Source organism: Frankia sp. AiPa1 (assembly GCF_023243075.1).
Classification (GTDB): Bacteria; Actinomycetota; Actinomycetes; order Frankiales; family Frankiaceae; genus Frankia.
The window spans coordinates 1-21,055 of the sequence record NZ_JALKFZ020000172.1 but is presented as its reverse complement, the minus strand read 5'-3'; the positions used below and the strand labels follow the sequence as shown (position 1 = coordinate 21,055).

General features: G+C 72.2%; 16 protein-coding genes and 1 pseudogene. 6 read left to right on the top strand and 11 right to left on the bottom strand.

What is annotated here, in order from left to right; genetic code table 11:
* Positions 1-10: 10 nt before the first annotated feature.
* From MXD95_RS20730 to MXD95_RS20720, 3 genes are all read right to left on the bottom strand, one after another.
* Complete coding sequence (locus MXD95_RS20730) at positions 11-364, bottom strand: hypothetical protein (protein WP_250642345.1); 354 nt, start codon at positions 362-364, stop codon at positions 11-13.
* Positions 365-374: 10 nt separating this feature from the next.
* Positions 375-1,676 carry an acyltransferase family protein gene (locus tag MXD95_RS20725; protein WP_250642344.1) on the bottom strand — a complete coding sequence of 434 codons (1,302 nt, stop codon included), beginning with the start codon at positions 1,674-1,676 and terminating at the stop codon, positions 375-377.
* Between the two features lie 675 nt (positions 1,677-2,351).
* A complete protein-coding gene (locus MXD95_RS20720) occupies positions 2,352-3,122 on the bottom strand; it encodes an NAD(P)-dependent oxidoreductase (RefSeq protein WP_250642343.1) in 771 nt (256 codons plus the stop codon).
* A 130-nt stretch (positions 3,123-3,252) separates the two neighbouring features.
* On the opposite strand from MXD95_RS20720, the gene MXD95_RS20715 reads away from it, so the two are divergent.
* Complete coding sequence (locus tag MXD95_RS20715) at positions 3,253-3,648, top strand: winged helix-turn-helix transcriptional regulator (RefSeq protein ID WP_250642342.1); 396 nt, start codon at positions 3,253-3,255, stop codon at positions 3,646-3,648.
* A 102-nt stretch (positions 3,649-3,750) separates the two neighbouring features.
* Here the strand turns inward: MXD95_RS20715 and MXD95_RS20710 are convergent, their stop codons facing one another.
* On the bottom strand, positions 3,751-4,848 hold the full coding sequence (locus MXD95_RS20710; protein ID WP_250642341.1) for a protein kinase family protein: 1,098 nt from the start codon (positions 4,846-4,848) through the stop codon (positions 3,751-3,753).
* 137 nt (positions 4,849-4,985) lie between these two features.
* On the opposite strand from MXD95_RS20710, the pseudogene MXD95_RS20705 reads away from it, so the two are divergent.
* Positions 4,986-6,317: pseudogene (locus MXD95_RS20705) on the top strand (BTAD domain-containing putative transcriptional regulator); the annotation flags it as partial.
* A 2,157-nt stretch (positions 6,318-8,474) separates the two neighbouring features.
* Here MXD95_RS20705 and MXD95_RS20700 read toward each other — a convergent pair.
* The 3 genes from MXD95_RS20700 to MXD95_RS20690 all read right to left on the bottom strand — a co-directional run bounded on the left by MXD95_RS20700 (position 8,475) and on the right by MXD95_RS20690 (position 11,334).
* Complete coding sequence (locus MXD95_RS20700) at positions 8,475-9,332, bottom strand: ABC transporter permease (RefSeq protein ID WP_250642340.1); 858 nt, start codon at positions 9,330-9,332, stop codon at positions 8,475-8,477.
* Positions 9,329-10,399, bottom strand: coding sequence for an efflux ABC transporter ATPase subunit, DrrA-related (locus tag MXD95_RS20695; RefSeq protein WP_250642339.1), 1,071 nt, complete (start codon positions 10,397-10,399; stop codon positions 9,329-9,331). The genes MXD95_RS20700 and MXD95_RS20695 overlap by 4 nt, the downstream gene beginning before the upstream one ends.
* Before the next feature lie 197 nt (positions 10,400-10,596).
* Positions 10,597-11,334: a TetR/AcrR family transcriptional regulator gene (locus MXD95_RS20690; protein WP_250642338.1), complete on the bottom strand. Its 738-nt coding sequence runs from the start codon at positions 11,332-11,334 to the stop codon at positions 10,597-10,599.
* Positions 11,335-11,398: 64 nt separating this feature from the next.
* Between MXD95_RS20690 and MXD95_RS20685 the strand changes: the two genes are divergently transcribed.
* A complete protein-coding gene (locus MXD95_RS20685) occupies positions 11,399-12,286 on the top strand; it encodes an alpha/beta fold hydrolase (RefSeq protein ID WP_250642337.1) in 888 nt (295 codons plus the stop codon).
* 441 nt (positions 12,287-12,727) lie between these two features.
* A complete protein-coding gene (locus MXD95_RS20680; RefSeq protein ID WP_250642336.1) occupies positions 12,728-14,317 on the top strand; it encodes an AAA family ATPase in 1,590 nt (529 codons plus the stop codon).
* A gap of 45 nt (positions 14,318-14,362) precedes the next feature.
* Here the strand turns inward: MXD95_RS20680 and MXD95_RS20675 are convergent, their stop codons facing one another.
* The 3 genes from MXD95_RS20675 to MXD95_RS20665 are packed head-to-tail and all read right to left on the bottom strand — an operon-like array spanning position 14,363 to position 17,250.
* Positions 14,363-15,463, bottom strand: a complete 1,101-nt coding sequence (locus tag MXD95_RS20675) for an LLM class flavin-dependent oxidoreductase (protein ID WP_250642335.1) — start codon at positions 15,461-15,463, stop codon at positions 14,363-14,365.
* Entirely contained in the window at positions 15,460-16,590 is a 1,131-nt protein-coding gene (locus MXD95_RS20670) for an LLM class flavin-dependent oxidoreductase (protein ID WP_250642334.1), read from the bottom strand. The genes MXD95_RS20675 and MXD95_RS20670 overlap by 4 nt, the downstream gene beginning before the upstream one ends.
* An 18-nt stretch (positions 16,591-16,608) precedes the next feature.
* Positions 16,609-17,250 (bottom strand): OsmC family protein, encoded by a 642-nt coding sequence (locus MXD95_RS20665; RefSeq protein ID WP_250642333.1) that lies wholly within the window; start codon positions 17,248-17,250, stop codon positions 16,609-16,611.
* Between the two features lie 324 nt (positions 17,251-17,574).
* Between MXD95_RS20665 and MXD95_RS20660 the strand changes: the two genes are divergently transcribed.
* Positions 17,575-18,912, top strand: a complete 1,338-nt coding sequence (locus MXD95_RS20660; protein WP_250642332.1) for a wax ester/triacylglycerol synthase domain-containing protein — start codon at positions 17,575-17,577, stop codon at positions 18,910-18,912.
* Between the two features lie 238 nt (positions 18,913-19,150).
* On the opposite strand, the gene MXD95_RS20655 is transcribed toward MXD95_RS20660, so the two are convergent.
* Entirely contained in the window at positions 19,151-19,393 is a 243-nt protein-coding gene (locus MXD95_RS20655) for a hypothetical protein (RefSeq protein ID WP_250642331.1), read from the bottom strand.
* A 441-nt stretch (positions 19,394-19,834) separates the two neighbouring features.
* On the opposite strand from MXD95_RS20655, the gene MXD95_RS20650 reads away from it, so the two are divergent.
* Complete coding sequence (locus tag MXD95_RS20650) at positions 19,835-20,944, top strand: ATP-binding protein (RefSeq protein ID WP_250642330.1); 1,110 nt, start codon at positions 19,835-19,837, stop codon at positions 20,942-20,944.
* Positions 20,945-21,055: the final 111 nt, after the last annotated feature.

The following is a 21,055-nucleotide window of genomic DNA, read 5'->3' as shown; positions in this document are numbered from 1 at the left end:
GCCCGGCGGGCTACTGGCCGAACGTGTAGCGCAGCCGGGCGTTGATGAGCTCGTTGATCCGCCTGCGCCGCGGGGCGACCTCCTCCGCATCCCGCTCCACCGGTGACAGCAGAGCCCAGGCGAGGGTGGTCTCCTGGCCCGTCGGGGTGAGGTCGAAACGAATCCGGTCGTCCGGATGCGCCGGCCACAGCGTCGACCAGACCACCAGGACGGGTCTCGTGGCCGTAAGCACCCGGGGCGCGGTCTCGTCCGCACGCAACTGGAGCCACGGGCGCCGGGGATCCCGGTTCGGCGCCACCAACGCCTCCCAGACCACCCACGGCGGAGGCGGCTGATTGCGACGCCGACCCGCCAGCGTGTACATGCCGCGGACGCTATCCAACCCTCCCCGCCGCAGCACCCCATTTTTCCGCCACGTCCCGCCGTCCGATGTGGACCGGTACCGGTACCGGTACCGGGGACGGCTGGCGGCGGGCCGTTCCTGGACGGCGGCGCTGGATGGGCAGTTCCAGCAGGTAGTAGGAGGCCGTCGCCAGTGCCACGGAGATCAGGGCGACGACCACGATCGCCAGCCATCGGCCGAGCGCGCCGGAAAGATCAGTGCCCCAGTAGGCGACGACCGGGAAGTGCCACAGGTACAGCCCGTAGGAGATCCGGCCGAGCCAGGCCAGCGGGGCGACGGCCAAGCCCCGGAACAACCAGCTGGAGGTGGCGCCGAGTTCGAGGGCGAGCACGAGGAGCCCGGCGACGAGCGCGACGGCGGTGTAGCCGCCGTGCGACAGCCAGCTCGGATTCGGCCCCCAGTCGGCCGGCACCGTCAGTGCCCCCACCGTCAGCAGGGCGAGCGCCAGCGGGCCGAGAACCGGCAGCGCGGACCTGACCCGGTCAAGCCGACGCCGCCAGGCAAGACTCCCGGCGTCCTCACCGGCCGCGCCGGTCCGCGCCACCCGCAGCCAGGCGGCCAGCGCACAGCCGACCAGCAGGGCATCCGCGCGGGTGTCGAGGGCGAAGTACATCCGCCGGCCCGACGCGCCATGCGCGATCAGCAGGTCACGCCAGAGCAGCACGGCGACCGCTCCGGCGAGCAGGACCGCCGGCAGCCGCCGGGCAAGGCGCCCCCACCGGCACAGCACGACCAGCAGCAGCGGCCAGAGCAGGTAGAACTGTTCCTCCAGGGACAGCGACCAGGTGTGCCCGAGCCAGCCGGCACCCGTGCTCTGGTGGGTCACCTGAAGGTAGTTGTTCACGTACAGCATCGACGCCGCGAGGCTGCGCAGGAACTCGGAGCGCGCGCCGTCCGCGCCTCCCGCGCCGTCCGCGCCGAGGCCCAGCAGGACGACCGACGTGGCGCCGACGAGGACCAGCAGCAGGAACGCGGGCAGCAGCCGGTAGACGCGCCGCAGGTAGAACCGGGCGAACGACACCCGCCCGCTGCGGTCCCACTCGGCGAGCAGCTGCCCGGTGATCAGGAATCCACTGAGCACGAAGAACACGTCGACCCCGAGATGTCCGCCGCGCAGCGAGTCCATGTGGAACACCAGCACGGCCAGCACCGCGAGCCCCCGGACGCCGTCCAACGCCGGGTTGCGCCCCCCGCGCCGCGCGTCCGGGCCCGCAACGTCGCCCCGCGCGGACCGGCCCCGCCCGGCACCGGCGCGCCCGGCACCGGCGCCCATGGCTCGGCCACCGCGCGGGAACCGGCCCCGTGGGGAGAGTCCCCGCGGATAGGGGATCCGCCTGACCATGCCGCGCCTGGCCTGGCGCAGCCCAGCGGGCGACCACGCCGGGGAGGTGCCGCCGCGGTCCCTCCGCGACACCCACGGCAGGCGGGACGGCCACCGCCCTCGGGACGCCTGCGGCCGTTCGGATGCCCATCGCCGCCGGGACGCCTCAGCAGGACGCACGGCCCGCGGCGGGCGAGAGGCCCGGTCCGGAGGTGAGTCGCCGGGAGTCGGACGCTCCCCGGTCTGGCGTGACACGTCCCGCGTGGCCACCAGGGTGCCGACCGCTCCCCCGTCGACCGCACCGCGCGGGGCCTCGGCCGGCACCGGTCCCTGCGGCCCGGACCTGCCCTGCTCCGCGCCGCGTGGCCCGCCGAGCCGGTCGTTCCCCTGCCGCGTCATCCACGCTCCCCTCGCCGACTGCCTGATCCGCCTGCCCTTCGTCCTGCGCTCCTGCCTATCCCGCCAACCTTTTAGTTCCCTGTCAGTCCTGACCGGCCTGGACACGCCCATCTCCGCGAGGGACCCGACTGGGCACACCCCCGCCAGCACATCCGCACGACCCGAACTCTCTGGAACACACAGGAGCCGCCTCCCGCGCCTACCCGCGTGGCCGACCCCGGTTCACCGTCACGCGCCCGGTCCACCCGGGTCGGGGGAGCGCACCGGCGACGCCGACGCCGACGCCGACGCCGGCACGACGGCCACCTGTGCCCGGTGGAAGGTCGGGTTCTCGGCCTGGTCCGCGACGGCCCGGGCGAACTGGTCATGGCCGAGCGCGCCGGTGGCCTGGTCCCGCCCGACCGGCGGCCGCGCGAGAACGGGACCCCGCCCGTCCGCGGCCGCCTCAGGCCCCAGGCCCGCGGGCGGCGTGACGATCAGCCAGTCAAGCGCCCCGCCGTGGCGGCGCAGCGCGGGCAGCACCCGGTCGTGCGCGCGGGCGAAGGGCAGCAGCGGCGGCGGGAACAGGTCGGCGTCGTCCATCACCCGGGCACCGGCGGTGAGCGGCAGGGTGGCGAACAGCCCGATCGTGAGCAGCCGGACCGGCGGCTCGGGCCGCGTGGCTCCCGCCACGGCCCGTACGACGTGTTCGTAGTACGCCTCGTCGAACCCGTCGAACGTGGGCGGCGGCGCGGTGAACGGCGTGACGGCGAGGACGACGACGTCGGCGGTCCCCAGGACACCGACCAGGTCGGCGCCACGGGTGACGTCGGCCTCGGCGAGATCGAGACCGAGCTCACGCAGCCCGGCGTGCCGCCGCTCGTCCCGCACGACGCCGAGCACCGCATGGCCACGGGCGACGAACTCCCGGCTGACGGCCCGCCCCACCCGGCCCCCGGCGCCGAGCACCGCGACCCTCAGGGGAGCGCTGACCGTACGTTCCGTATCGATGTTCTCCATGGCGCGACAAGGTAGGCGACCCCACGCCGGTTACCGCAACGTGACCGGCGCTGGCCGCGCCGGCGGCGCTGGCCGCGGAGACGGCGGCGACTGGCGGCGACTGGCGGAAAGGGTCGGTTACCGTGGCGTGGTGGATCATGTTGCTGACAGCCCGACGTTCGACCCGGCCTGTCCGATGAGCGCCTTCCCGCTGCGGATCGGCGAGAAATGGACCGCGATGATCGTCCTGAGCCTCGAGACCCGCCCGCGGCGGTTCACCGAGCTCAGGCAGATCCTCACGCCGGTGAGCGCGAAGGTCCTCACCGACACGCTGCGCGCGATGGAACGCGACGGCATGGTGACCCGCCACCTGTTCGACGAGAACCCGCCGCGGGTCGAGTACCGCCTGACCGGTCTTGGCCGTTCCCTGCTGCAACTGATCGATGCCGCCCGTGCCTGGGCCAGCGACAACCTGGATGACCTGCTCACCGCCCGCGGCCGGAACGGCACCGCGCTGCCCGTCGACCGCGAACTCGCTCCCCGTTGACCTCACCGGACCGACGCGGAAACACCGTGACGACACATCGGCGGCGGCAGTAGCACCGGTCAGGTTGGCACCGGCGGGAACCGGCACCATCGGCGACGGCCGTCAGGCGGAAAGCCCGACCAGCGCCGCGGGCGTGTCCAGATCGGCGAAGGCGGCGGCATAGCGTTCGGTGAGGGCCAGGGAGATCTCGTGCCGCTGCCAGCCGTCGGTGCCCAGCGTCGACAGCCAGATCGCGAGGCCGTAGGCGGCCGACGCCCGGTAGCGCAGCCAGGCCAGGTCGATCGACGGCCGGGCCTGTTCGGGAAGGTCGAGCGCGTCCCGGTACTCGGCGATCAGGGCACGCTCATGCTGACGCCGGTCCTCGACGGTGAGCGCGCCGACGAGGAAGTAGCCGACGTCCTGGCACCAGCCTCCCCGGTGCGCGACCTGCCAGTCCAGGAAGCCGACCTGGTCGCCCGGCAGCACATAGGTGTTGCCGATGTGGGCGTCGCCGTGCAGCAGCGTCACCGGGTCACGGCCAAGCGTGCCGACGTACCGCGCCCACAGGTCGACGACCTCGTCACCGCTGTGGGCGGCCACCCGCGCGGGCAGCACGTTCACGCCACGTTCGAGGCCGCGGGGGACGAACGTCCGCAGGCCGGAGGAGAAACCGTCGGTCGGCTCCCAGGTCTGCATCCAGGCGAGTTCCGGATGCGTGGTCGCGGAGAATCCCCAGTACCGGCTGTGCAGCCGGGCCAGGCCGCGCAGCCCGTGCGCGACCTGGTCGGCGGTCATCGGACGGGTGGAATCCCGCGGGTCGGCGCCGCGACGGGTCACGTCCTCCATGACCAGGGTGAAATCCAGTGCCGGCCGGTCAATGACCACCCTGTACATGAGCGGATGGTCGACGGGGAGCGGCACCCGCGAGGCGAACAGGTCCGGTTCGATGAACAGCGTGCCGTTGCGCAGATTGACCGCGGCATGGGCACGCTCGGCGCGTTTGAGGAAAACGGTGCCCGGTCCGGAGCCGGCCGCGTAGGTGAGGTCGAACCGGGCCCGCCGATTCGTGCCGTCGTCTCGCATGGCGAGGTCGACCCGGCTTATCTCCGCGTCGGGATGGTGCTCGGCCAGCGCCTCGGTCATCCACCGCGCCGTGATGTCCGCCCAGCCCGTGGCGGCCGCTAAGGCACCCGGGCGGGAATCCGCCGTCCTGTCCGCCATCGGATCTCCTTCGCCCCGGCGCCACGCGGCTTCTCACGCGCTGTCCACTGAAGACGCAGGCACGCCCGGACCGGACAGCGGCCGATCCGGCCAAACGGAGCGTAGCGCAGCGGTCCTCGGCATGCTCCCGCTGATGTATGGATGGCCGACACAGAGGTCTGCGGCACTGGTGTCAGGGTCGTCGCGTGCCGTCAGTCCGCGCGATAAAGGTCCGCGGCGTGCCGAAGCCTCTCGTACGGAGCCTGACAGCGGGTCACCCGCTGCTCCCAGCCGGCTGGCGGCCGGATCAGGGGGGCGGCCCTAGACTGATCAGGGTGGCCGTCCGTCTCACTCTGCTGGACGGGGTGAGCTGGGAGGGCACCCCAGTGGTCGGTGATCGGCCGAGGGCCCTGCTCGCGGCACTCGCGGCGGAGCCTGGGCGGCCGGTGCGGGCCGAGCGGCTGGTCGAACTGATCTGGCGGGGCACCCCACCGGCCAACGCCGCCAAGGGCCTGCAGGTGGTCGTCTCCCGCACCAGGACGGCCTGCGGGGCCGATGCGGTCCTGCACGACAGTGAGGGCTACCGGCTCAACCTCGCGCCCGACCAGGTCGACAGTGCGCTGCTCGCCACCCTGGTCGCCGAGTCCGGCCGGCTCCTGCTGGCCGATCCTTCCACCGCCGCCAGGCGGACCCGCGAGGCGCTGGCGCTCGCCGACTCACTGCCGCCGGCACCGCCATCGCCGGACGGCAGGGTTGCGCGTGACGGCCGGCTTCCGGCCGATGAGCGGGGGCCGCTGGCCGACCGGCGCCGGGCGGCTGGGCACGACCTCGCGACCGCGCGGCTGCTGCTCGCCCGGGCGCTCAGCCGCACCGGCCAGCATGCCGAGGCCTTCCCGATGCTGAGCGCGGCCCACGCCGAGCATCCCGAGGACGCGGATCTGCTCGCCGACCTGCTGCGCAGCGAGGCGGCGGCGCGCGGGCCCGCCGCGGCCCTGGAGCGCTTCGAGCACTACCGTCGCGACCTGCGCGAACGCCTGGGGACCAGCCCCGGACCGGCGCTCACCAGGGTGCAGCGTGATCTGCTCGCTCTCGACCGGCCCGAGCGCGCCGGGATCCGCCATGACGCCACTCCCCTGCTCGGCCGTCAGCACGACATCGACCAGCTCAAGGCGCTGTTGGTCCGCTCACGGGTCGTGTCGATCGTCGGGCCGGGGGGACTGGGCAAGACCAGGCTGGCGAACCTGCTCGCCCGCGACAGCGAGCTGCCCATAGTGCACGTGGTCGGCCTGGTCGGCATCAACGCGCCCGAGGACCTGCTGGGCGAGATCGGCTCCGCGCTCGGGGTACGCGACTCGATCGGTGAACGCCGGGTGCTCACCCCCGCGCAGCGCGCCGACCTGCGCACACGGATCGCGGCGCGGCTCTCGCGGGGCCCGACCCTGCTCCTGCTGGACAACTGCGAGCATCTGCTCGCCGCGGTCGCCGAGCTCGTCGCCTTCCTCGTCGCGACCGTCGCCGACCTGCGGGTCCTCACCACCAGCCGGGCCCCGCTGGCCATCGGCGCCGAGCGGGTCTACCTGCTCGCGGAGCTGGCCCGCGGCGACGCGATCGAGCTGTTCGGCCAGCGCGCCGCGGCGGCCCGGCCCAGCGTCCGGCTCGACCGCGAGGTCGTCGGCCGCATCGTCGACCGGCTCGACGGGCTGCCGCTCGCGATCGAGCTCGCGGCCGCCCGGGTGCGGGCGATGTCGGTGCAGGACATCGACCGGCGACTCGCCGACCGGTTCACGTTGCTGCGCGGCGGTGACCGTTCCGCCCCGGACCGCCACCGCACCCTGCTCGCGGTGATCGACTGGTCCTGGAACCTGCTCGGCGAACCCGAACGTCGTGCGCTGCGCCGGCTCGCGCTGTTCTCCGACGGCTTCACCCTCGACGCGGCCGAGGAGGTCCTGGGTAGCGCGGAGGGTCTGGGCGGCACCGAGGTCCGAGGAGAGGCCACCGGCACGGTCGACGCGGTGAGCCCGGTCGACACGGTGCAGGACCTGGTCGACCAGTCGCTGCTGAGTGTGCGCGAAACGGCCGGCGGGATCCGCTACCGGATGCTGGAGACCGTCCGCGAGTTCGGCCGACTGCGCCTCGCCGAGGCCGGCGAGCAGCCGCGGGCCCGGCAGGCACTGCGGGCCTGGGCGATCGGCCACGCCAGCCGCCACGGCCCGGACCTCGTCACCGAACGGCAGTTCACGGCGATCGACGCGGTCGCGGCCGAGGAGACGAACCTCGCCGACGAGCTGCGGGTCGCCCTCGTCGAAGGAGACGGCGAGACGGTCGTCTGGCTGATCGCGGTTCTTGGCACGTTCTGGGAGATCCGCGGCGAGCACCTGCGGATGATGGCGCTGCTCGACGCGGTCACCGCGCTGCTGACGAGCTGGACGCCACCGCCGCGGCTGGTCTCGCCGGCGCTGTCGGCCGTGGTCGTGGTGGCGCGCACCGCCCTGTTCATCGGGGATGGCAGGTTCCCGGCCGCGGCGCGCGCCCTGCTGGCGCGGCTGGGTCGCGAGGCTGACGCCGATCCGGCGTTGGCGGGCTCGGCGCTGCCGGGTTCGGCACGGGTTCTGCTCGCGCTCGACCCGGCGCGGTCCGCGGACGCCGAGGCGGAGCTCGCACGGCTGGCCCGGGACGCCGATCGGCCTACCCGGCTGACCTGCCTGGTCTGGATCGCGCACCGGCGGGAGAACTCCGGCGCCCCGCGGGCGGCGGCCGCGGCGGCCACGGCGGCCCTGGCCCTCGCCACCGCGCAGGACGGCCCCTGGGTGTCGGCGCTGTTGCGCACCCGGCTCGCCGAGTTGTCGATGCAGCTCGGCGATCTGGCCGCCGGCCGTTCGCACGCCCAGGCCGCCCTGCCCGTCCTGGAGCGCCTCGGTGCCCGCGACGATGTGGCGCAGATGTACGTCCTGCTCGCGATCGACGCCATCAACGACGGCCGGCTCGACGCGGCCGACGGCTACCTAGCCCGGGTCGGTCTGCCCGACGACTCGCCGAACGGCGGCGCGATCATGGCGGAGATCGGCCGGGCGGAGCTCGCGATCGCCCGTGGGGAGGTCGCCGACGGCCTGCGCCAGCATCTGGGAGCGGCGCGGCGGATGCGACGGATGCGGCTGCCCGGCGTCGAACCGACCGGTGCCGAACCCTGGGCGGTGGTCGCCGATGCGGTGAGCCTGTCCGCGTTCACCTGGCATGCCGACGGCGCCGAGGATCTCGCGATGGGCCGTGGCCTGTTCCGTCGTGCGCTGGCCCGCGGCGTCACCGCCCTGCGCCTCGGCTCGGACACGGCCGACTATCCGGTCTATGGCGGGCTGCTGTACGCGCTCGGCGCCTGGGGCCTGCGCCGCGGCGACGGCCGGCCTCCCGCGCCGACGCCGCGGGAGGCCGTGGAGCTCGTCGCCCTGGCCAGCCGGTTCTCGTACGGGACGATGATCCCGTCGATGTCGTGGTCACGGGTGGAGGCCCTCGCCGAACGGCTGCTGCCCGGCGCGCTGGGCGTGGCCCAGGCCGATGGGGCGCGGCCGTTCGAGACGGCCCGTGTCCTCGTCGAACGGCTGGCCGCCAGGCAACCCGAGGGCGCCGCCGACCTTCCATCGGACGATCATGACCTAGAGGCTGCGACGGTAGGTGAGGACCGACAGCGGCAGGAAGATGACGATCACGACGAGGCCGGTGAGCAGCGTCCAGCCGACCTGCGCGGTGAGCACGCCGTTGTTGGCCAGATCCCGGGTGGCGGAGACCAGATGTGACACCGGGTTGACCTTGGTGAAGGTCTCCAGCCAGCCCGGCAGCGTCTTCGCCGGGACGAACGCGTTGGACAGGAACGTCAGCGGGAACAGGATCATCATCGAGATCCCCTGGACGCTGCGGGCGCTGCGGGCGATCGTGCCGATCCAGGTGAACGCCCAGGCGATCGACCAGCCGGTGATGACCGCGAGCACGATCGCGCCGAGCACGCCGAGCACCCCGCCGCCGGGCCGGTAGCCGAGGATCAGGCCCATCGCGTAGGTCAGGGTCGCCGCGATCAGATAGCGGACGAGGTCGGCGACCATCGGACCGGCCAGCGGCGCGACCCGGGACATCGGCAGCGAGCGGAACCGGTCGAAGACCCCCTTGTCCATGTCCTCGCGCAGCTGCGTGCCGGTGGCCATGCAGGTGGTGAGCACCGTCTGGGCGACGATGCCGGGGATCAGCAGCGGCAGGTAGCTGTGCACGTCGCCGGAGATCGCGCCGCCGAAGACGTAGGCGAACATGGCCGTGAACAGCAGCGGCTGGAACGCCACGTCGAAGAACTGCTCCGGGTTGCGGCGCATCTTCTTCAGCGCCCGCCAGGCCATCGCGAGGGTCTGGGTGACGGTCTCACGCAACCCTACGCGGGACTTGGCGCGGGCCACGGCGGCGGCCGGGTCGACCGGCGGGGCCGGCTTCGGGCGGACGAGGGACGGTTCGGCGAGGACGGTGCTCATCGGGCCACCTCCGTGGCAGAGTCGTCGAAGCTGGCAGAGCCGTCGAAGCTGGCAGAGCCGTCGAGGCCGCTGGTGCCGTCGAGGCTGCTGGTGGACTGGCCGGGGACGGTCGCGGCCGGTCCGTCGGCGGTGCCGTGGCCGGTGAGGGCGAAGAAGACCTCGTCCAGGGTGGGCTTGGCGACGCTGACCGAGACGATGCTGACGGCGGCCTCGCGCAGCGCGATGAGCACGTCGGCGGCCCGGTCGGCGACGGCGAGCGCAACGTTGAGCCGTCCCGACTCAGGCGTGGCGACCGGCTCCTCGCCGAGGACCCGCACGATCACCGCGCGGGCGAGCGCCTGGTCCGCGCCGGGGGCGAGTTCGAGCTGCAGGGTCGAGTCGCCCACCTGGGACTTCAGCGCGTCCGGCGTGCCCTCGGCGACCTTGCGGCCCTGGTCGATGACGCAGACCCGGTCGGCGAGCTGGTCGGCCTCGTCCAGGTACTGCGTGGTGAGCAGGACGGTGCAGCCATCGTCGACCAGTTCCCGGATGGTGTTCCACATCTGGCCGCGGGTACGCGGGTCCAGGCCGGTCGTCGGCTCGTCCAGGAAGATCAGTGGTGGGCGGTTGATGAGGGAGGCGGCGAGGTCGAGGCGGCGGCGCATTCCGCCGGAGAACTCGGAGATCCGCCGCTCGGCGGCCTCGGTGAGGCCGAACTGCTCCAGCAGCCGGCTGGCGGTGGCGCGGGCGGCCTTGGAGCTCAGTCCCTGGATCCGGCCGAACAGCCAGAGGTTCTCGGCGCCGGTGAGATCCTCGTCCACCGAGGCGTACTGGCCGGTCACGCCGATGAGCTGGCGGACCCGGTGGGGCTCGGCGGCCACGTCGACGCCGAAGATCTCGGCCCGTCCGCTGTCGATCGACAGCAGCGTGGCCAACATCTTGAGCGTCGTCGTCTTGCCGGCGCCGTTGGGGCCGAGCACGCCGAAGACCTCACCGGTGCGTACCTCGAGGTCGATCTGGTCGACGGCGCGCAGCTCGCCGAACTTCTTGACCAGGCCGCTGGCCTGGACCGCGGGCATGGTGGTCAAACTGTTCCTTCCATGGATACGGACGGGGATGCCGGCCGGTCGATCATCATGACCGCCGGGCCGAACAGGACGAAACGTTAGGGATCGCTGGTATCACCAGCCCTACACGCCGGTTTCACCCTCCTGCGGCCCGGTAACGCGCAGCCGCCAGCCGCGCCTGACCTGAGATCCGGCGGGCGGTGGCGACGGATCTCAGGTCAGGCCTGGGTGAGGCCGTCGAGGAGATGTTCGAGGGCGGCCGTCATCTCGGTGCGGGCGGTGTCAGGGTCCTCGGCGCGGGCGATGTAAAGGGCGGCCTCGTCGCTGGCGCCCATGAGCAGGTGGGCGAGTGGGCCGACCGGCTGCGTCCGGATGCGCCCGGTGTCCATCCCCCAGGTCAGCACGTCGCGGACCATGCCGAAGACGTGGCGCTGGCACAGCTCGCGCCACTCGGCCCAGCCCAGCACGGACGGCCCGTCCAGCAGAACCACGCGGTGCACCTCCGGCTCGACGCAGATCCGCAGCCAGATCCGGGCGGCCTGGCGCAGCGCCACGACCGGATCGGTGGAGCCTGCGGCGGCCACCTCGGCGGCGATGCGGGCCGCCACATCCGCCTCGACCGCCTCCACGACCGCGGCGAACAGCGCGGTCTTGTCGACGAACTGGTGGTAAAGCGCCCCGCGGCTCACCCCGGCCGACGCCACGAGCGCCTCGGTGGCGACCGCGGCGAAGCCCTGCTCGGCGAACAGCCGCCGCCCCGCCGCGACCAGCGCCGTCCGCGTGGCCGCGGACCGGTCCGCCTGCCGCCGCCGCGGTGGCTTCGGCTCCGGATCCTGCGCCCGGTCCGAGGCTGACGCCCGGTCCTCGGACAATGTCCGGTCCGTAGCCAATGTCCGGTCCGAGGCCGATGTCTGATCGACGCCCGAGGACTGGTCGGGGTTGGGCGATGCGGGCACGCCCCGATTCTGCTCCGTCCGGACACCGATTGCTTTACATACAGTCTGTCCGTATGTTTTTTGCATGGCTATCTCGACGCCCTCCCCGCCCGTCGATGTCCTCGACCTGCCGCATGGTCCGATCTCCTACCGAGTGGCCGGGCCGCGCGACTCCGGCCGGCCGCCGGTGGTGTTCCTGCACGGGCTGCTCGTCGACGGCCAACTGTGGTCCGCCGTGGCTGCCCTGCTCGCCGAGCAGGGCCTGCGCAGCTACGCGCCGACCCTGCCGCTCGGCTCCCACCCCACGCCGATGCGGCCCGACGCCGACCTCACCCCGCGCGGAGTCGCCCGGCTGGTACTCGATTTCCTCGCGGCGCTTGACCTGCGGGACGTCACGCTGGTCGGCAACGACACCGGCGGCGCGATCATCCAGTTCGTCCTTGACCTCGACGACCCCGACGACCCCGAAGGCGCGGGCCCGTCCCGCGTCGGCCGGGTGGTGTTGACCAACTGCGACGGGTTCGACACGTTCCCGCCGTTCCCGTTCACCCTGCTCGTCCGCGCGTTCCGCCACCCGGCGCTGGTCGCCGCGCTCGTACCCGGGCTGCGTTCGACGCGGCTGCGGCACAGCCCGCTCGGCTTCGGCCCGCTGGCCAGCGGCCCCTTCGACCCCGAACTGACCCGCGCGTGGGTCACGCCGCTGGCACAGGCGGACATCCGCCGCGACGCGGCGAAACTCGCTCGCGGCATCGACCCAGCCGGGTTGCTCGACGTCTCGACCCGCCTCCCGAAGACCGAGAAGCCGATCCACATCCTGTGGGGCGACGCGGACCGCTTCTTCCGCGTCGACCTCGGCCGCCGGCTGGCCGCGGCCTTCACCGACGCGACCTTCGACACCGTCGCGGGCGGCCGCACGTTCCTCCCCCTCGACCACCCCGACCGCGTCGCCGCCGCCATCCTCAACGCGGCCTGAGCTCATCCGCCACTCGCGGCAACCCGGCGCCCCGACCGAGAACTCCGCCGGCCGGTTCCCCCCGACCCCACGCAGCCTCCCCTCCCCACCGTCGCGCCACCCACCCCTGCCCCTTGCGCCAGCAGCCCCCTCCCCCACCACAGTCACCCCTCGTGACGGCAATACCAGGGTCAAGATCCAAGCAGGTCGTAACGGGGGTGTTCGTGTCCGATTTGCCCCCCACAACGACCTGTGTAGGCGGATCTTGCCCGGCGATCCGCGGCCAGCGTAGCGATCATGGACTGCGGGGGGCGGGGGGCGGGGACCCGCGGACCACGACGAACACACCCGCCGCAGCCCGATCGCGCGCGAACCCCAACCCGCGGTCGGAGCTCCGCAGGTCGCGGATCGGAGGTCCGTAGAGTGGCGATCAGCCGTGCGCTCCCGGGGAGGTGGTGGCCGATGACCCGCTCCTTCAACACGACCGGACCCTGCGACGTGATCAGCCACTACATGGTCCCCGCGTCCGGCCGGCTTCCCGAGGTACCTGGCCTGGTCCAGGACGGGAAGTACTTCGTGCTGCACGCTCCTCGCCAGACCGGCAAGACGACGACGATCCAGGCCCTTGCCGCCGAGCTGACCGCAGGCGGCCGCCATGCGGCGGTCGTGCTGTCGATGGAGGCCGGCCGGCCCTGGCCGGAGGACGTCGGCGCGGCCACCCGGGCGATCCTCACCCGCGCGCGCCGTACCGCGCGCACCGCCCTTCCGCCCGACCTGCGCCCGCCGCCCTGGCCCGACGCCTGGGACGAGGGGCTCCTTTCCGAGGCGTTCGCGGTCTGGGCCGAGGCCTGCCCAAGGCCCCTCGTGCTGTTCCTGGACGAAATCGACGCGCTCGCCGGGCGGACCCTACTGAGCGTTCTCGGCCAGCTGCGCGACGGCTACCGAGACCGTCCGCACGGTTTCCCCTCGTCCATCGCACTGTGTGGGCTGCGGGACGTACGCGAATACCGCATCGCCTCGGACAGCAATCCGGCCAGACTGACGTCGCCGAGCCCGTTCAATATCAAGGTCACGTCGCTGCGGCTGAACGACTTCACTCTCGACGAAGTGCGGAGCCTCTACGGTCAGCACACTGCCGATACCGGCCAGCACTTCACTCCCCAATCCGTCGAGTACGCGTTCGCCTCGACAATGGGCCAGCCATGGCTCGTCAATGCCCTCGCCCACGAAATCGTTGACCGGATGAAGGTCGCGCCGCCCACAACGATCACTGTCGATCATGTCGACGAGGCCACGGAACGCATTGTCGTCGCGCGGGAGACGCACATCGATTCGCTGGTCGACCGGCTGCGAGACGCTCGGGTCCGACGGGTCATCGAGCCCGTGCTCGCCGGTACACAGGTCAGGTTCGACCCGTTTTCCGACGACCTGGCATACACCGCCGACCTCGGGCTGGTCCGCCGCACCACGTCCACCGTGGAGATCGCCAACCCGATCTACCGCAACGTCATCACCCGGGTCCTCGCCGACGGCCTGTTCGAGGGCGTCAACGGCGCGCCGCAACCACGTTCGTTCGTCCTGCCGGACGGGCGGCTCGATCTGGTGGGACTGCTTTCCCGCTTCACGGAGTTCTGGCACCGAACCGAGGACCTCCTGACCGCCGACCAGCCCTACCGTGAGGTCACCCCGCACATCACACTGTTGGGCTACCTCGACCGCGCGGTGAACGGCAGCGGTTTCGTGGACCGCGAGTACGGCGTCGGCCGGGGCGCCCTCGACCTGCTGATCCGCTGGAACCACACCGGACCGGACGGCGGACCGGCCGTGCAGCGCGAGGCGCTGGAGGTGAAGACCCACCGCCCCGGCGACGCCGACCCGGCGCCCGCCGGTCTCGCCCAGCTCGACGGCTACCTGCTGCGTCTCGGGCTCCCCACCGGATATCTGGTGATCTTCGACCAGCGCCCTGCCGAACACAAACGGGTGGGCACGGACCTGGGCTTTACGAGCGCCACCAGCCCCAGCGGCCGACCCGTCACCGTGCTGCGGATCTGAGCGGCCCTCACCCGACCGGGAAAGCGACCCTCATCCAACCGGGAATCAGACCTTTCTCCGGGTCACTCTGGTGTTTCTGAGCAGCGGGAGAAGCTGGGTGCCCTGGCGCTCGACCTCCCGAAGGTAGGGAGTGTCGGACAGGACGAAGTGGGTGATGCCGAGGTCCGCGTACCGGCGCAGGGAGTTCGCGACGTCCGCGGGCGAGCCGACCAGCCAGGTGGTGCCGGCGCCCTCGCCGCCAACCCGGCCCGGCGCGGTGTAGAGGTTGTCGTCCAGAACCTCGCCGCGGTGGGCGAGGTCGACCAGCCGCTGCTGGCCCACCGCGTGGGCGGGATCGTGGCGTCCGGGGTGCCCCGCGTGGTCACCCTGACGCGCGGCCAGGTCGGCGACCTTGGCCTCGGCGTCGGCCCAGGCCTGTGCGGTGGTGTCCCGCACCAGCGTGGTGATCCGCAGCCCGAACTCCAGCGGCGGGTGTTCCCGGCCCAGTTCGGCGCTCAGCGTTCGCAGCCGCGCGATGCGTTCGGCGATACCGGCGAGCGGCTCACCCCAGAACAGCTGGACGTCCGCCTGCGTGGCCGCCACCCGCTGGGCGGCCTCCGACGCTCCGCCGAAGTAGAGCGTCGGATGGGGACGGCCCGCGCGGGCCTGGACCCGGGAGGCGACGGTCGAGCCGGTCACCTGGAAGTACTCGCCGCTGAGAGTGACCGACTCGTCGGTCCACAACCGGCGGACCAGCCGCATGAACTCGGCGGTGCGGGCATAGCGCTGGGCCTGGCCCGCCTCGTGGTCGCCGTAGGCCGCGAGGTCGTCCTGACCCGAGACGATGTTCACCCGGACCCGACCACCGGTGAGCTGGTCGAGGGTGGCCGCGGCGGCGGCGAAGTGCGCCGGGCGCCAGTAACCGGGACGGATGGCGATCAGCGGCTCGAAGCTGGTCGTGCGCATCGCCAGAGCGGTGGCCACGGTGAAGGTGTCCGGCCGGCCCCAGCCGGCGCCGAGCAGCGCACCGCGCCAGCCATGCCGCTCGACCGCGACGGCCTGCCGGGTCAGCGCCTCCAGGCTGTTGTGGCCGGCCACCTCGTCGTCGCCACGGTGCCCGGCCTGGACCTCGTTCGGGATGTACCAGAGGTACTGCGCCGCAGTCATCCGGCGTCGGCGGGACGGACGTCGGCGGAATGGACGTCGGCGAGACGAGCGCCGGCGAGACGAGCGTCGGCGGGCAGGGTCGGTGGGGCGGGCAGGGGCCGGCTCGGGATCTCCCGGCGCAGCACGGGCGCGATCGCGCTCTGGAAGAGCTCCATCGTCTCGCGATGCTCGGCGGCGGTGAGACCGTCCGCGTCGGCGTGCAGGTGCATCACCTCGTGGCCGAGGCGCTCGTGGTACCAGTGCACCTTCTCGATGATCTGCTGGGGGCTGCCGACCAGGATCGAGCTGCGCTCGAGCGCGTCCTCGAGGGTCGGGAAGACCGGTTCCTGCCCCATCCGGCGCAAGGCCGCCAGCCGCGCCTCGAAGATCGGCCGGTAGCGGGCGACCGCGTCCTGGGAGCGGGGCGCGCCGTAGTACCCGGCGCTTCCCGCGCCGACGAGGATGTCCGCCGGGTCGTGCCCGTAGGCCACCCAGCGCTCCCGGTAGTACCGCACCAGCGCCGCGTACGGCTCGACCGGGTTGGTCACGTTCGCCGAGAACAACGGGTCGCCGTAGCGGGCCGCGAGATCCACCGACGCCTCGCTGGTCGCGCTGCCATGCCAGATCCGGATCTCCGGCTGCAGCGGCCGCGGCCAGGCCTCCGCCTCCTCGAGCGGCGGCCGGAACCGGCCGGACCAGGTGACCTTCTCCTCCCGCCACAGCCGGCGGAACAGCTCGTAGGACTCGCGGTTGCGGTCCCACTGATCCGCCGCCGTCACGTGGAACAGCTGTGCCTGCGCCGCGCCGTTGCCCTTGCCGACGATCAGCTCCAACCGGCCGCCGGAGAGCTGGTCGAGGGTGGCGTAGTCCTCGAAGGCCCGCACCGGATCCAGCAGGCTGAGCGTCGTGACCGCCGTGAACAACCGGATCCTCGACGTAAGGGCGGCGATGTGACTGAGCACCACCGGCGGGGACGAGGAGATGAACGGCCGCTCGTGCCGCTCCCCCACTCCGAAGCCGTCGAATCCCAGCTCCTCGGCCAGCACCGCGCCCGCCACCACCTCCTGGAACCGGGCCGTCGTCGACGGGAGCACGCCCGTGCGCGGATCAGGCGCATGCACGATCAGGGTGATGGCCAGGAACTTCATGCCCTGCTCCCCACCCGGTCAGCGGCTCTGGGTGTGCACGAGCGAGCCGGCGATGGTCTGCGGCCTGGTGAACAGCGCGAGCAGCGGGCATTCCTCCTCGACGACGCGGAACAGGGTCTCGATCTCCTCGCCTGTCGCCGGGGACGTCACGCTGGCCTGGTAGGTGATGTCGTGCGGCTCGCGGGGGGTGTTCTCGAAACCCGGCCGGCCGGCCCGGGGCTCCATCTGGCCCTCGACGTCCACCCTGATCTCGTCGAGGGGAATCGCCAGGCGGGCGGCGACGATCTCGAAGACGTGGGTCAGGCAGCTGGCGAACACACCGAGGACCAGCTCGGGTGAGCTGGGCCCGAGGTCGTCACCGGCGAAGTCCGGCGGCGAGTCGCTGAGGATCTGGTGGTCCCGGATCCGGATCCGCCGGACCCCGCTGCGCCCGCCCGCGACCCCGCCCGCGACGGAGTGCGCCCGCAGCACCGCCGGGCCCGGCAGGGTGCCCGCGGCGATCGCCTCCTCGCGGGCCAGCACGGCGGCGCGCTTGTGGACGAGGAACTCCCGCAGGCCAGGGCTCGCACCGGCCGGGGCGGACCCGACCGGTCCGCCGCCGTGGCCGTTGTCGACCTCGCTGGTGGATGTCCCGGTGATCGACGTACCGGTCGTCGGCATGACGATTTCCTCCAGACGCGGTGGACCAGGCAGGTGTCCCTGCGATGTTCCCTGATGCCACACCACGCCGACGGGCTGACGCAACAGCCGGCAGCACTGCCGTAACATGGCGACAACAAATCGTGGGGATTCTCCGCCGCCGATCCGGGCGACCGCCCCTGCGGCCTGACCCGCCGCTACCCTCGGGGCCAGTGGCGACAGGTGGCTACGCAGACCTAGCATGCGGCGATAAATTCAGGCATTTTGATCGGAAAGCGGCAAAATTTCGGGTCGGCTCGGTCGCCGACGCAGGTCCGGGCCCGCAGGACATGGGAAGGACTCGGCATGACACGCCACTCCGCGGAGGCAGCCTTACCTGGTCCGCGGACCAGGCCGCTGACCATCGGAGACCGAGCCTTCCTGCACTTCAGCCGGCTCCATCCCGGCGAGTTCCTGGAGACCGGGTTGGTCCTGTGCATCGACGACCCGACGCTGACCGTCACCGACGTGCGCGCGCACGTGGCCGAACGGCTGCGCGAGGCACCGGCGCTCACCGAGCGTCTGTCCCGGCCGAGCTCGGCCGAGAGCGACCAGGAGACCGTCTGGCGTCGCGCCGACGACCTGGATCTCGACTACCACGTCGTCGAGGAACGGCTGCCCACCGGCAGTGGGGACGAGGGTCTGCGGGCGGCGCTGGGCCGAATCGCCCGGCGACCCCTGGACGAGCACCGCCCACTGTGGCGCGTCTGGCTGCTGTGGGGGCACACCCCCGGCGGGGTCGCCGTCGTCTACTGGCTAAGCCACACCCACCAGGACGGCAGCGCCGTGCGTCAGGCCCTGCACCTGCTGTTCGGGCCCGACCGCGAGCCGTCGCTGCGCACCCTGCCGACCTTCCGCGCGCCGCACGCACGGGACTACGCCCGGATGGCCGCCGGGGCGCTGCGTGGGATTCCCCGCACGCGCCAGCTGGCCTCCTGGGGCGGCCCGCCACGCGGCGAGGCCCGCCACACCTGGGCGGTCACCGAACTCGAGACTCTGCGTGGCATCGCCCGCCGGCACGGGGTCACCGTCAACGACGTCTTCCTCGCCGCGCTCGCCGGCGCGCTGCGGGCATGGTCGCTGCCGGAGTGGACGAACGGCGGGCGGCCCATCCACGTCTCGATGCCGATCGCGCTGCGCGAGCAGGGCGAGGGCGAGCTGATGTCCAACTTCACCTTCGGGGTTCGGGTCCCGTTGCCGTGCGCGGAGCCCAACCCGCTGCGGCGGGTCGCCCAGACGGCGGCGTACACCCGCCGGGCCAAGGCGGGCGGCAGCGTCGCGGTGGTCGGGCGGCGCCTGCTGGACAGGCCGCCACCGGGCACCACGTCACCCCGGTTCCTGGCCCAGGCCGCCGCCGCCAGCACGCGCGTGAAGGAGGTCGCGCTGACGGCGAGCAACGCCGGGACGGCCCGCGGCCCCTACACGGTCGCGGGCCGGCAGGTCAGCCTGGTGATCTGCCTGGCGCCCCTGTTCGCCGGCCGGCAGCATCTCTCCGTCGCGCTGTTCGGCCTCGGCGCACAGGTCTGCGCGGGGTTCACGGCGAGCGCCAGTGTGCCGCGCCACGGTGAGCTCGCCGACCTCTGGCTCGCCGAACTCACCACCCTCGGCGGCCCCGTCCCCCGCCGCGCACCCGCCGCCGTCTGACCCCACGGCCGTCTGACCCCGTTGGCGACCAGCTCGGCCGTCACCGTGAGGCCGGGCCACATCCCCGCCTCACGGGGCATGGGTCCGGCACCCGCGATCGACGCACCGGCATCCCACGACGGGGAGCAGGGAGCGGGGAGCGGGCGGCCAAGTGAGATCCAGACGTCCTGGTTGGACACAGGCTCTGCACCTGGCCAGAGCAGCCAGCGACGTCTGATACCGACATCGGCCAGCGTGCCTATGTTTCCTTCTGCCCACTTCCGGCGGCGAGGGTGAGCAGCAGCGCGAACAGCGTCGTCAGCGGCCCGAGGATCGGCGGCTGGTGAGCGTGCCCCGACGCCGTCGGGACGGTGGGGCCAAGGCCGGAGAACCATTCCAGCGCGAGGATCAGAATACCGACCGCGAGAAGAGGCAGGGCCGCCAGAAACAGCTTGTAACGCACCGTCGACCGGCCGGCGAGCGCCCGGCGCGTGACGAGCACCTCAGCGAGGCCGACGATGGGCCCGCCGCGCGTGCCAGCCTCCGGCTTCGGCCGGGCCGCCGGGCCGCCGGGCCGGGGCGCCCGGCGTCCGAGGTGGCGGCCGGCGGGCCGGCGGGCACCAGGAACGTCGGCGATCTGGATCGAGGTGTCGAAAGTAACATATCAGCCACCTGGCGCATCTTCGGTAAAACCCGGCGGTTCGCCGCGTGCGTCTCCGCCGAGGAGCGGTATCAGCGCGCGGCCACCACCGAGCGGCCGCCTCGACCGTGCCTGAACCTATGCTGGACGCCCGGCGGATCCATCACGATCATGACGGCAGATGACTCACGATCATGACGGCAGATCCGTCATACGATCAAGGATGAGTATATTCTGAGCTGCCCAAACTTCAGCTCATCGATCGTTTGAAAAGCAACGCTAGCGGCACGGCCGGAGGTGTTCGTGGAACTTCGCCAGCTCAGCCTGGATCTCTTCCCCCGACATGCCGCCAGGCTGGTGTCCACCGCGCTGACGGACACCCGCGTCGTCGTGCTCAACGGCGCGCGCCAGGTCGGGAAGAGCACCCTCGCCCAACTCGCGGTGGAGCGAGCCGACGGCGCGCGCTCCTACTATCTCGACGAGGAACCGACAAGGGCCGCCGCCACCGCGGACCCGATCGGATTCCTCCATCACGACGGCCTGTTAATGATCGACGAGGTCCAGCGGGTGCCGGAGTTGCTCCTTGCGATCAAGCGTGAGGTCGACCGCAGTCAGCGGCCAGGCCAGTTTCTCCTGACCGGCTCCGCCCGGCTGTGGGGACTACGCGGAATTCCCGACACGCTCCCCGGCCGCTCCGAGACGATCGAACTCTGGCCGCTCGCCCAGGGAGAGATCGGCAGCGGACCGGACGGATTCGTCGATGCGGTTTTCTCCGCCTCCGACATCTCCGTGGATGCGGGAGGCCTGAGACGCCAGGACTACATCGAGCGGGCGCTGCGAGGCGGCTTTCCGGAGGCTGTCCGGCGCACTGACCCGAGGCGCCGTGGGCGATTCTTCGAATCCTATATCTCGGACCTGATCGCCCGCGACGTCCGCCAGATCGCCGACATCCAACGGACGGCCGAGATGCGCCGGCTCGTCCAGGCGCTGGCCGCCAACAGCAGCGGGCTCGTCGTGCCGGCTCGCCTGAGCAACGACCTGAACGTCTCCGCGTCCACGGTGGCCCGGTACATCGAGGCGTTGGAACTGGTCTATGTGATCCGCCGGATACCCGCCTGGTCCAGCAACCTCACGACCCGCGCGGTCGCGACACCCAAACTGATTTTCGTCGATTCGGGTGTCGCCGGACACCTGACCGGTATGACCTCGCGACGCGCGTCGCATCCGACCTCGCCGGTCGGTCCGCTGCTGGAGAACTTCGTCCTCGGTGAAATCGCCCGCCAGCTCACCTGGGCCGAGGAACCGATCTCGATGTTCCACTATCGCGACCGCGACCACAACGAGGTCGACGCCGTGCTCGAACGCGCGTCGGGCGAGGTCGTGGGCATCGAGTTGACATCCTCCCCGGCCTGAAGGCCGGGGATTCCCTTCCTCACGGTCGGGTTTTCCTGTTTCACTGACAGATGCCTCCCCGCTCTAGGAGCGGGGCGGTCTCACTCCGTCTCCGCAGGCGATCACGGCGAG

Excerpts from the sequence above, each read along its gene's own strand:
- MXD95_RS20665 (WP_250642333.1), bottom strand. The coding sequence starts at position 17,250 with ATGCCGACGACCGGTACGTCGATCACCGGGACATCCACCAGCGAGGTC.
- MXD95_RS20685 (WP_250642337.1), top strand. The coding sequence starts at position 11,399 with ATGGCTATCTCGACGCCCTCCCCGCCCGTCGATGTCCTCGACCTGCCG.
- MXD95_RS20700 (WP_250642340.1), bottom strand. The coding sequence starts at position 9,332 with ATGAGCACCGTCCTCGCCGAACCGTCCCTCGTCCGCCCGAAGCCGGCC.
- MXD95_RS20670 (WP_250642334.1), bottom strand. The coding sequence starts at position 16,590 with ATGAAGTTCCTGGCCATCACCCTGATCGTGCATGCGCCTGATCCGCGC.
- MXD95_RS20660 (WP_250642332.1), top strand. The coding sequence starts at position 17,575 with ATGACACGCCACTCCGCGGAGGCAGCCTTACCTGGTCCGCGGACCAGG.
- MXD95_RS20725 (WP_250642344.1), bottom strand. The coding sequence starts at position 1,676 with ATGGGCGCCGGTGCCGGGCGCGCCGGTGCCGGGCGGGGCCGGTCCGCG.
- MXD95_RS20710 (WP_250642341.1), bottom strand. The coding sequence starts at position 4,848 with ATGGCGGACAGGACGGCGGATTCCCGCCCGGGTGCCTTAGCGGCCGCC.
- MXD95_RS20720 (WP_250642343.1), bottom strand. The coding sequence starts at position 3,122 with ATGGAGAACATCGATACGGAACGTACGGTCAGCGCTCCCCTGAGGGTC.
- MXD95_RS20730 (WP_250642345.1), bottom strand. The coding sequence starts at position 364 with ATGTACACGCTGGCGGGTCGGCGTCGCAATCAGCCGCCTCCGCCGTGG.
- MXD95_RS20680 (WP_250642336.1), top strand. The coding sequence starts at position 12,728 with ATGACCCGCTCCTTCAACACGACCGGACCCTGCGACGTGATCAGCCAC.
- MXD95_RS20675 (WP_250642335.1), bottom strand. The coding sequence starts at position 15,463 with ATGACTGCGGCGCAGTACCTCTGGTACATCCCGAACGAGGTCCAGGCC.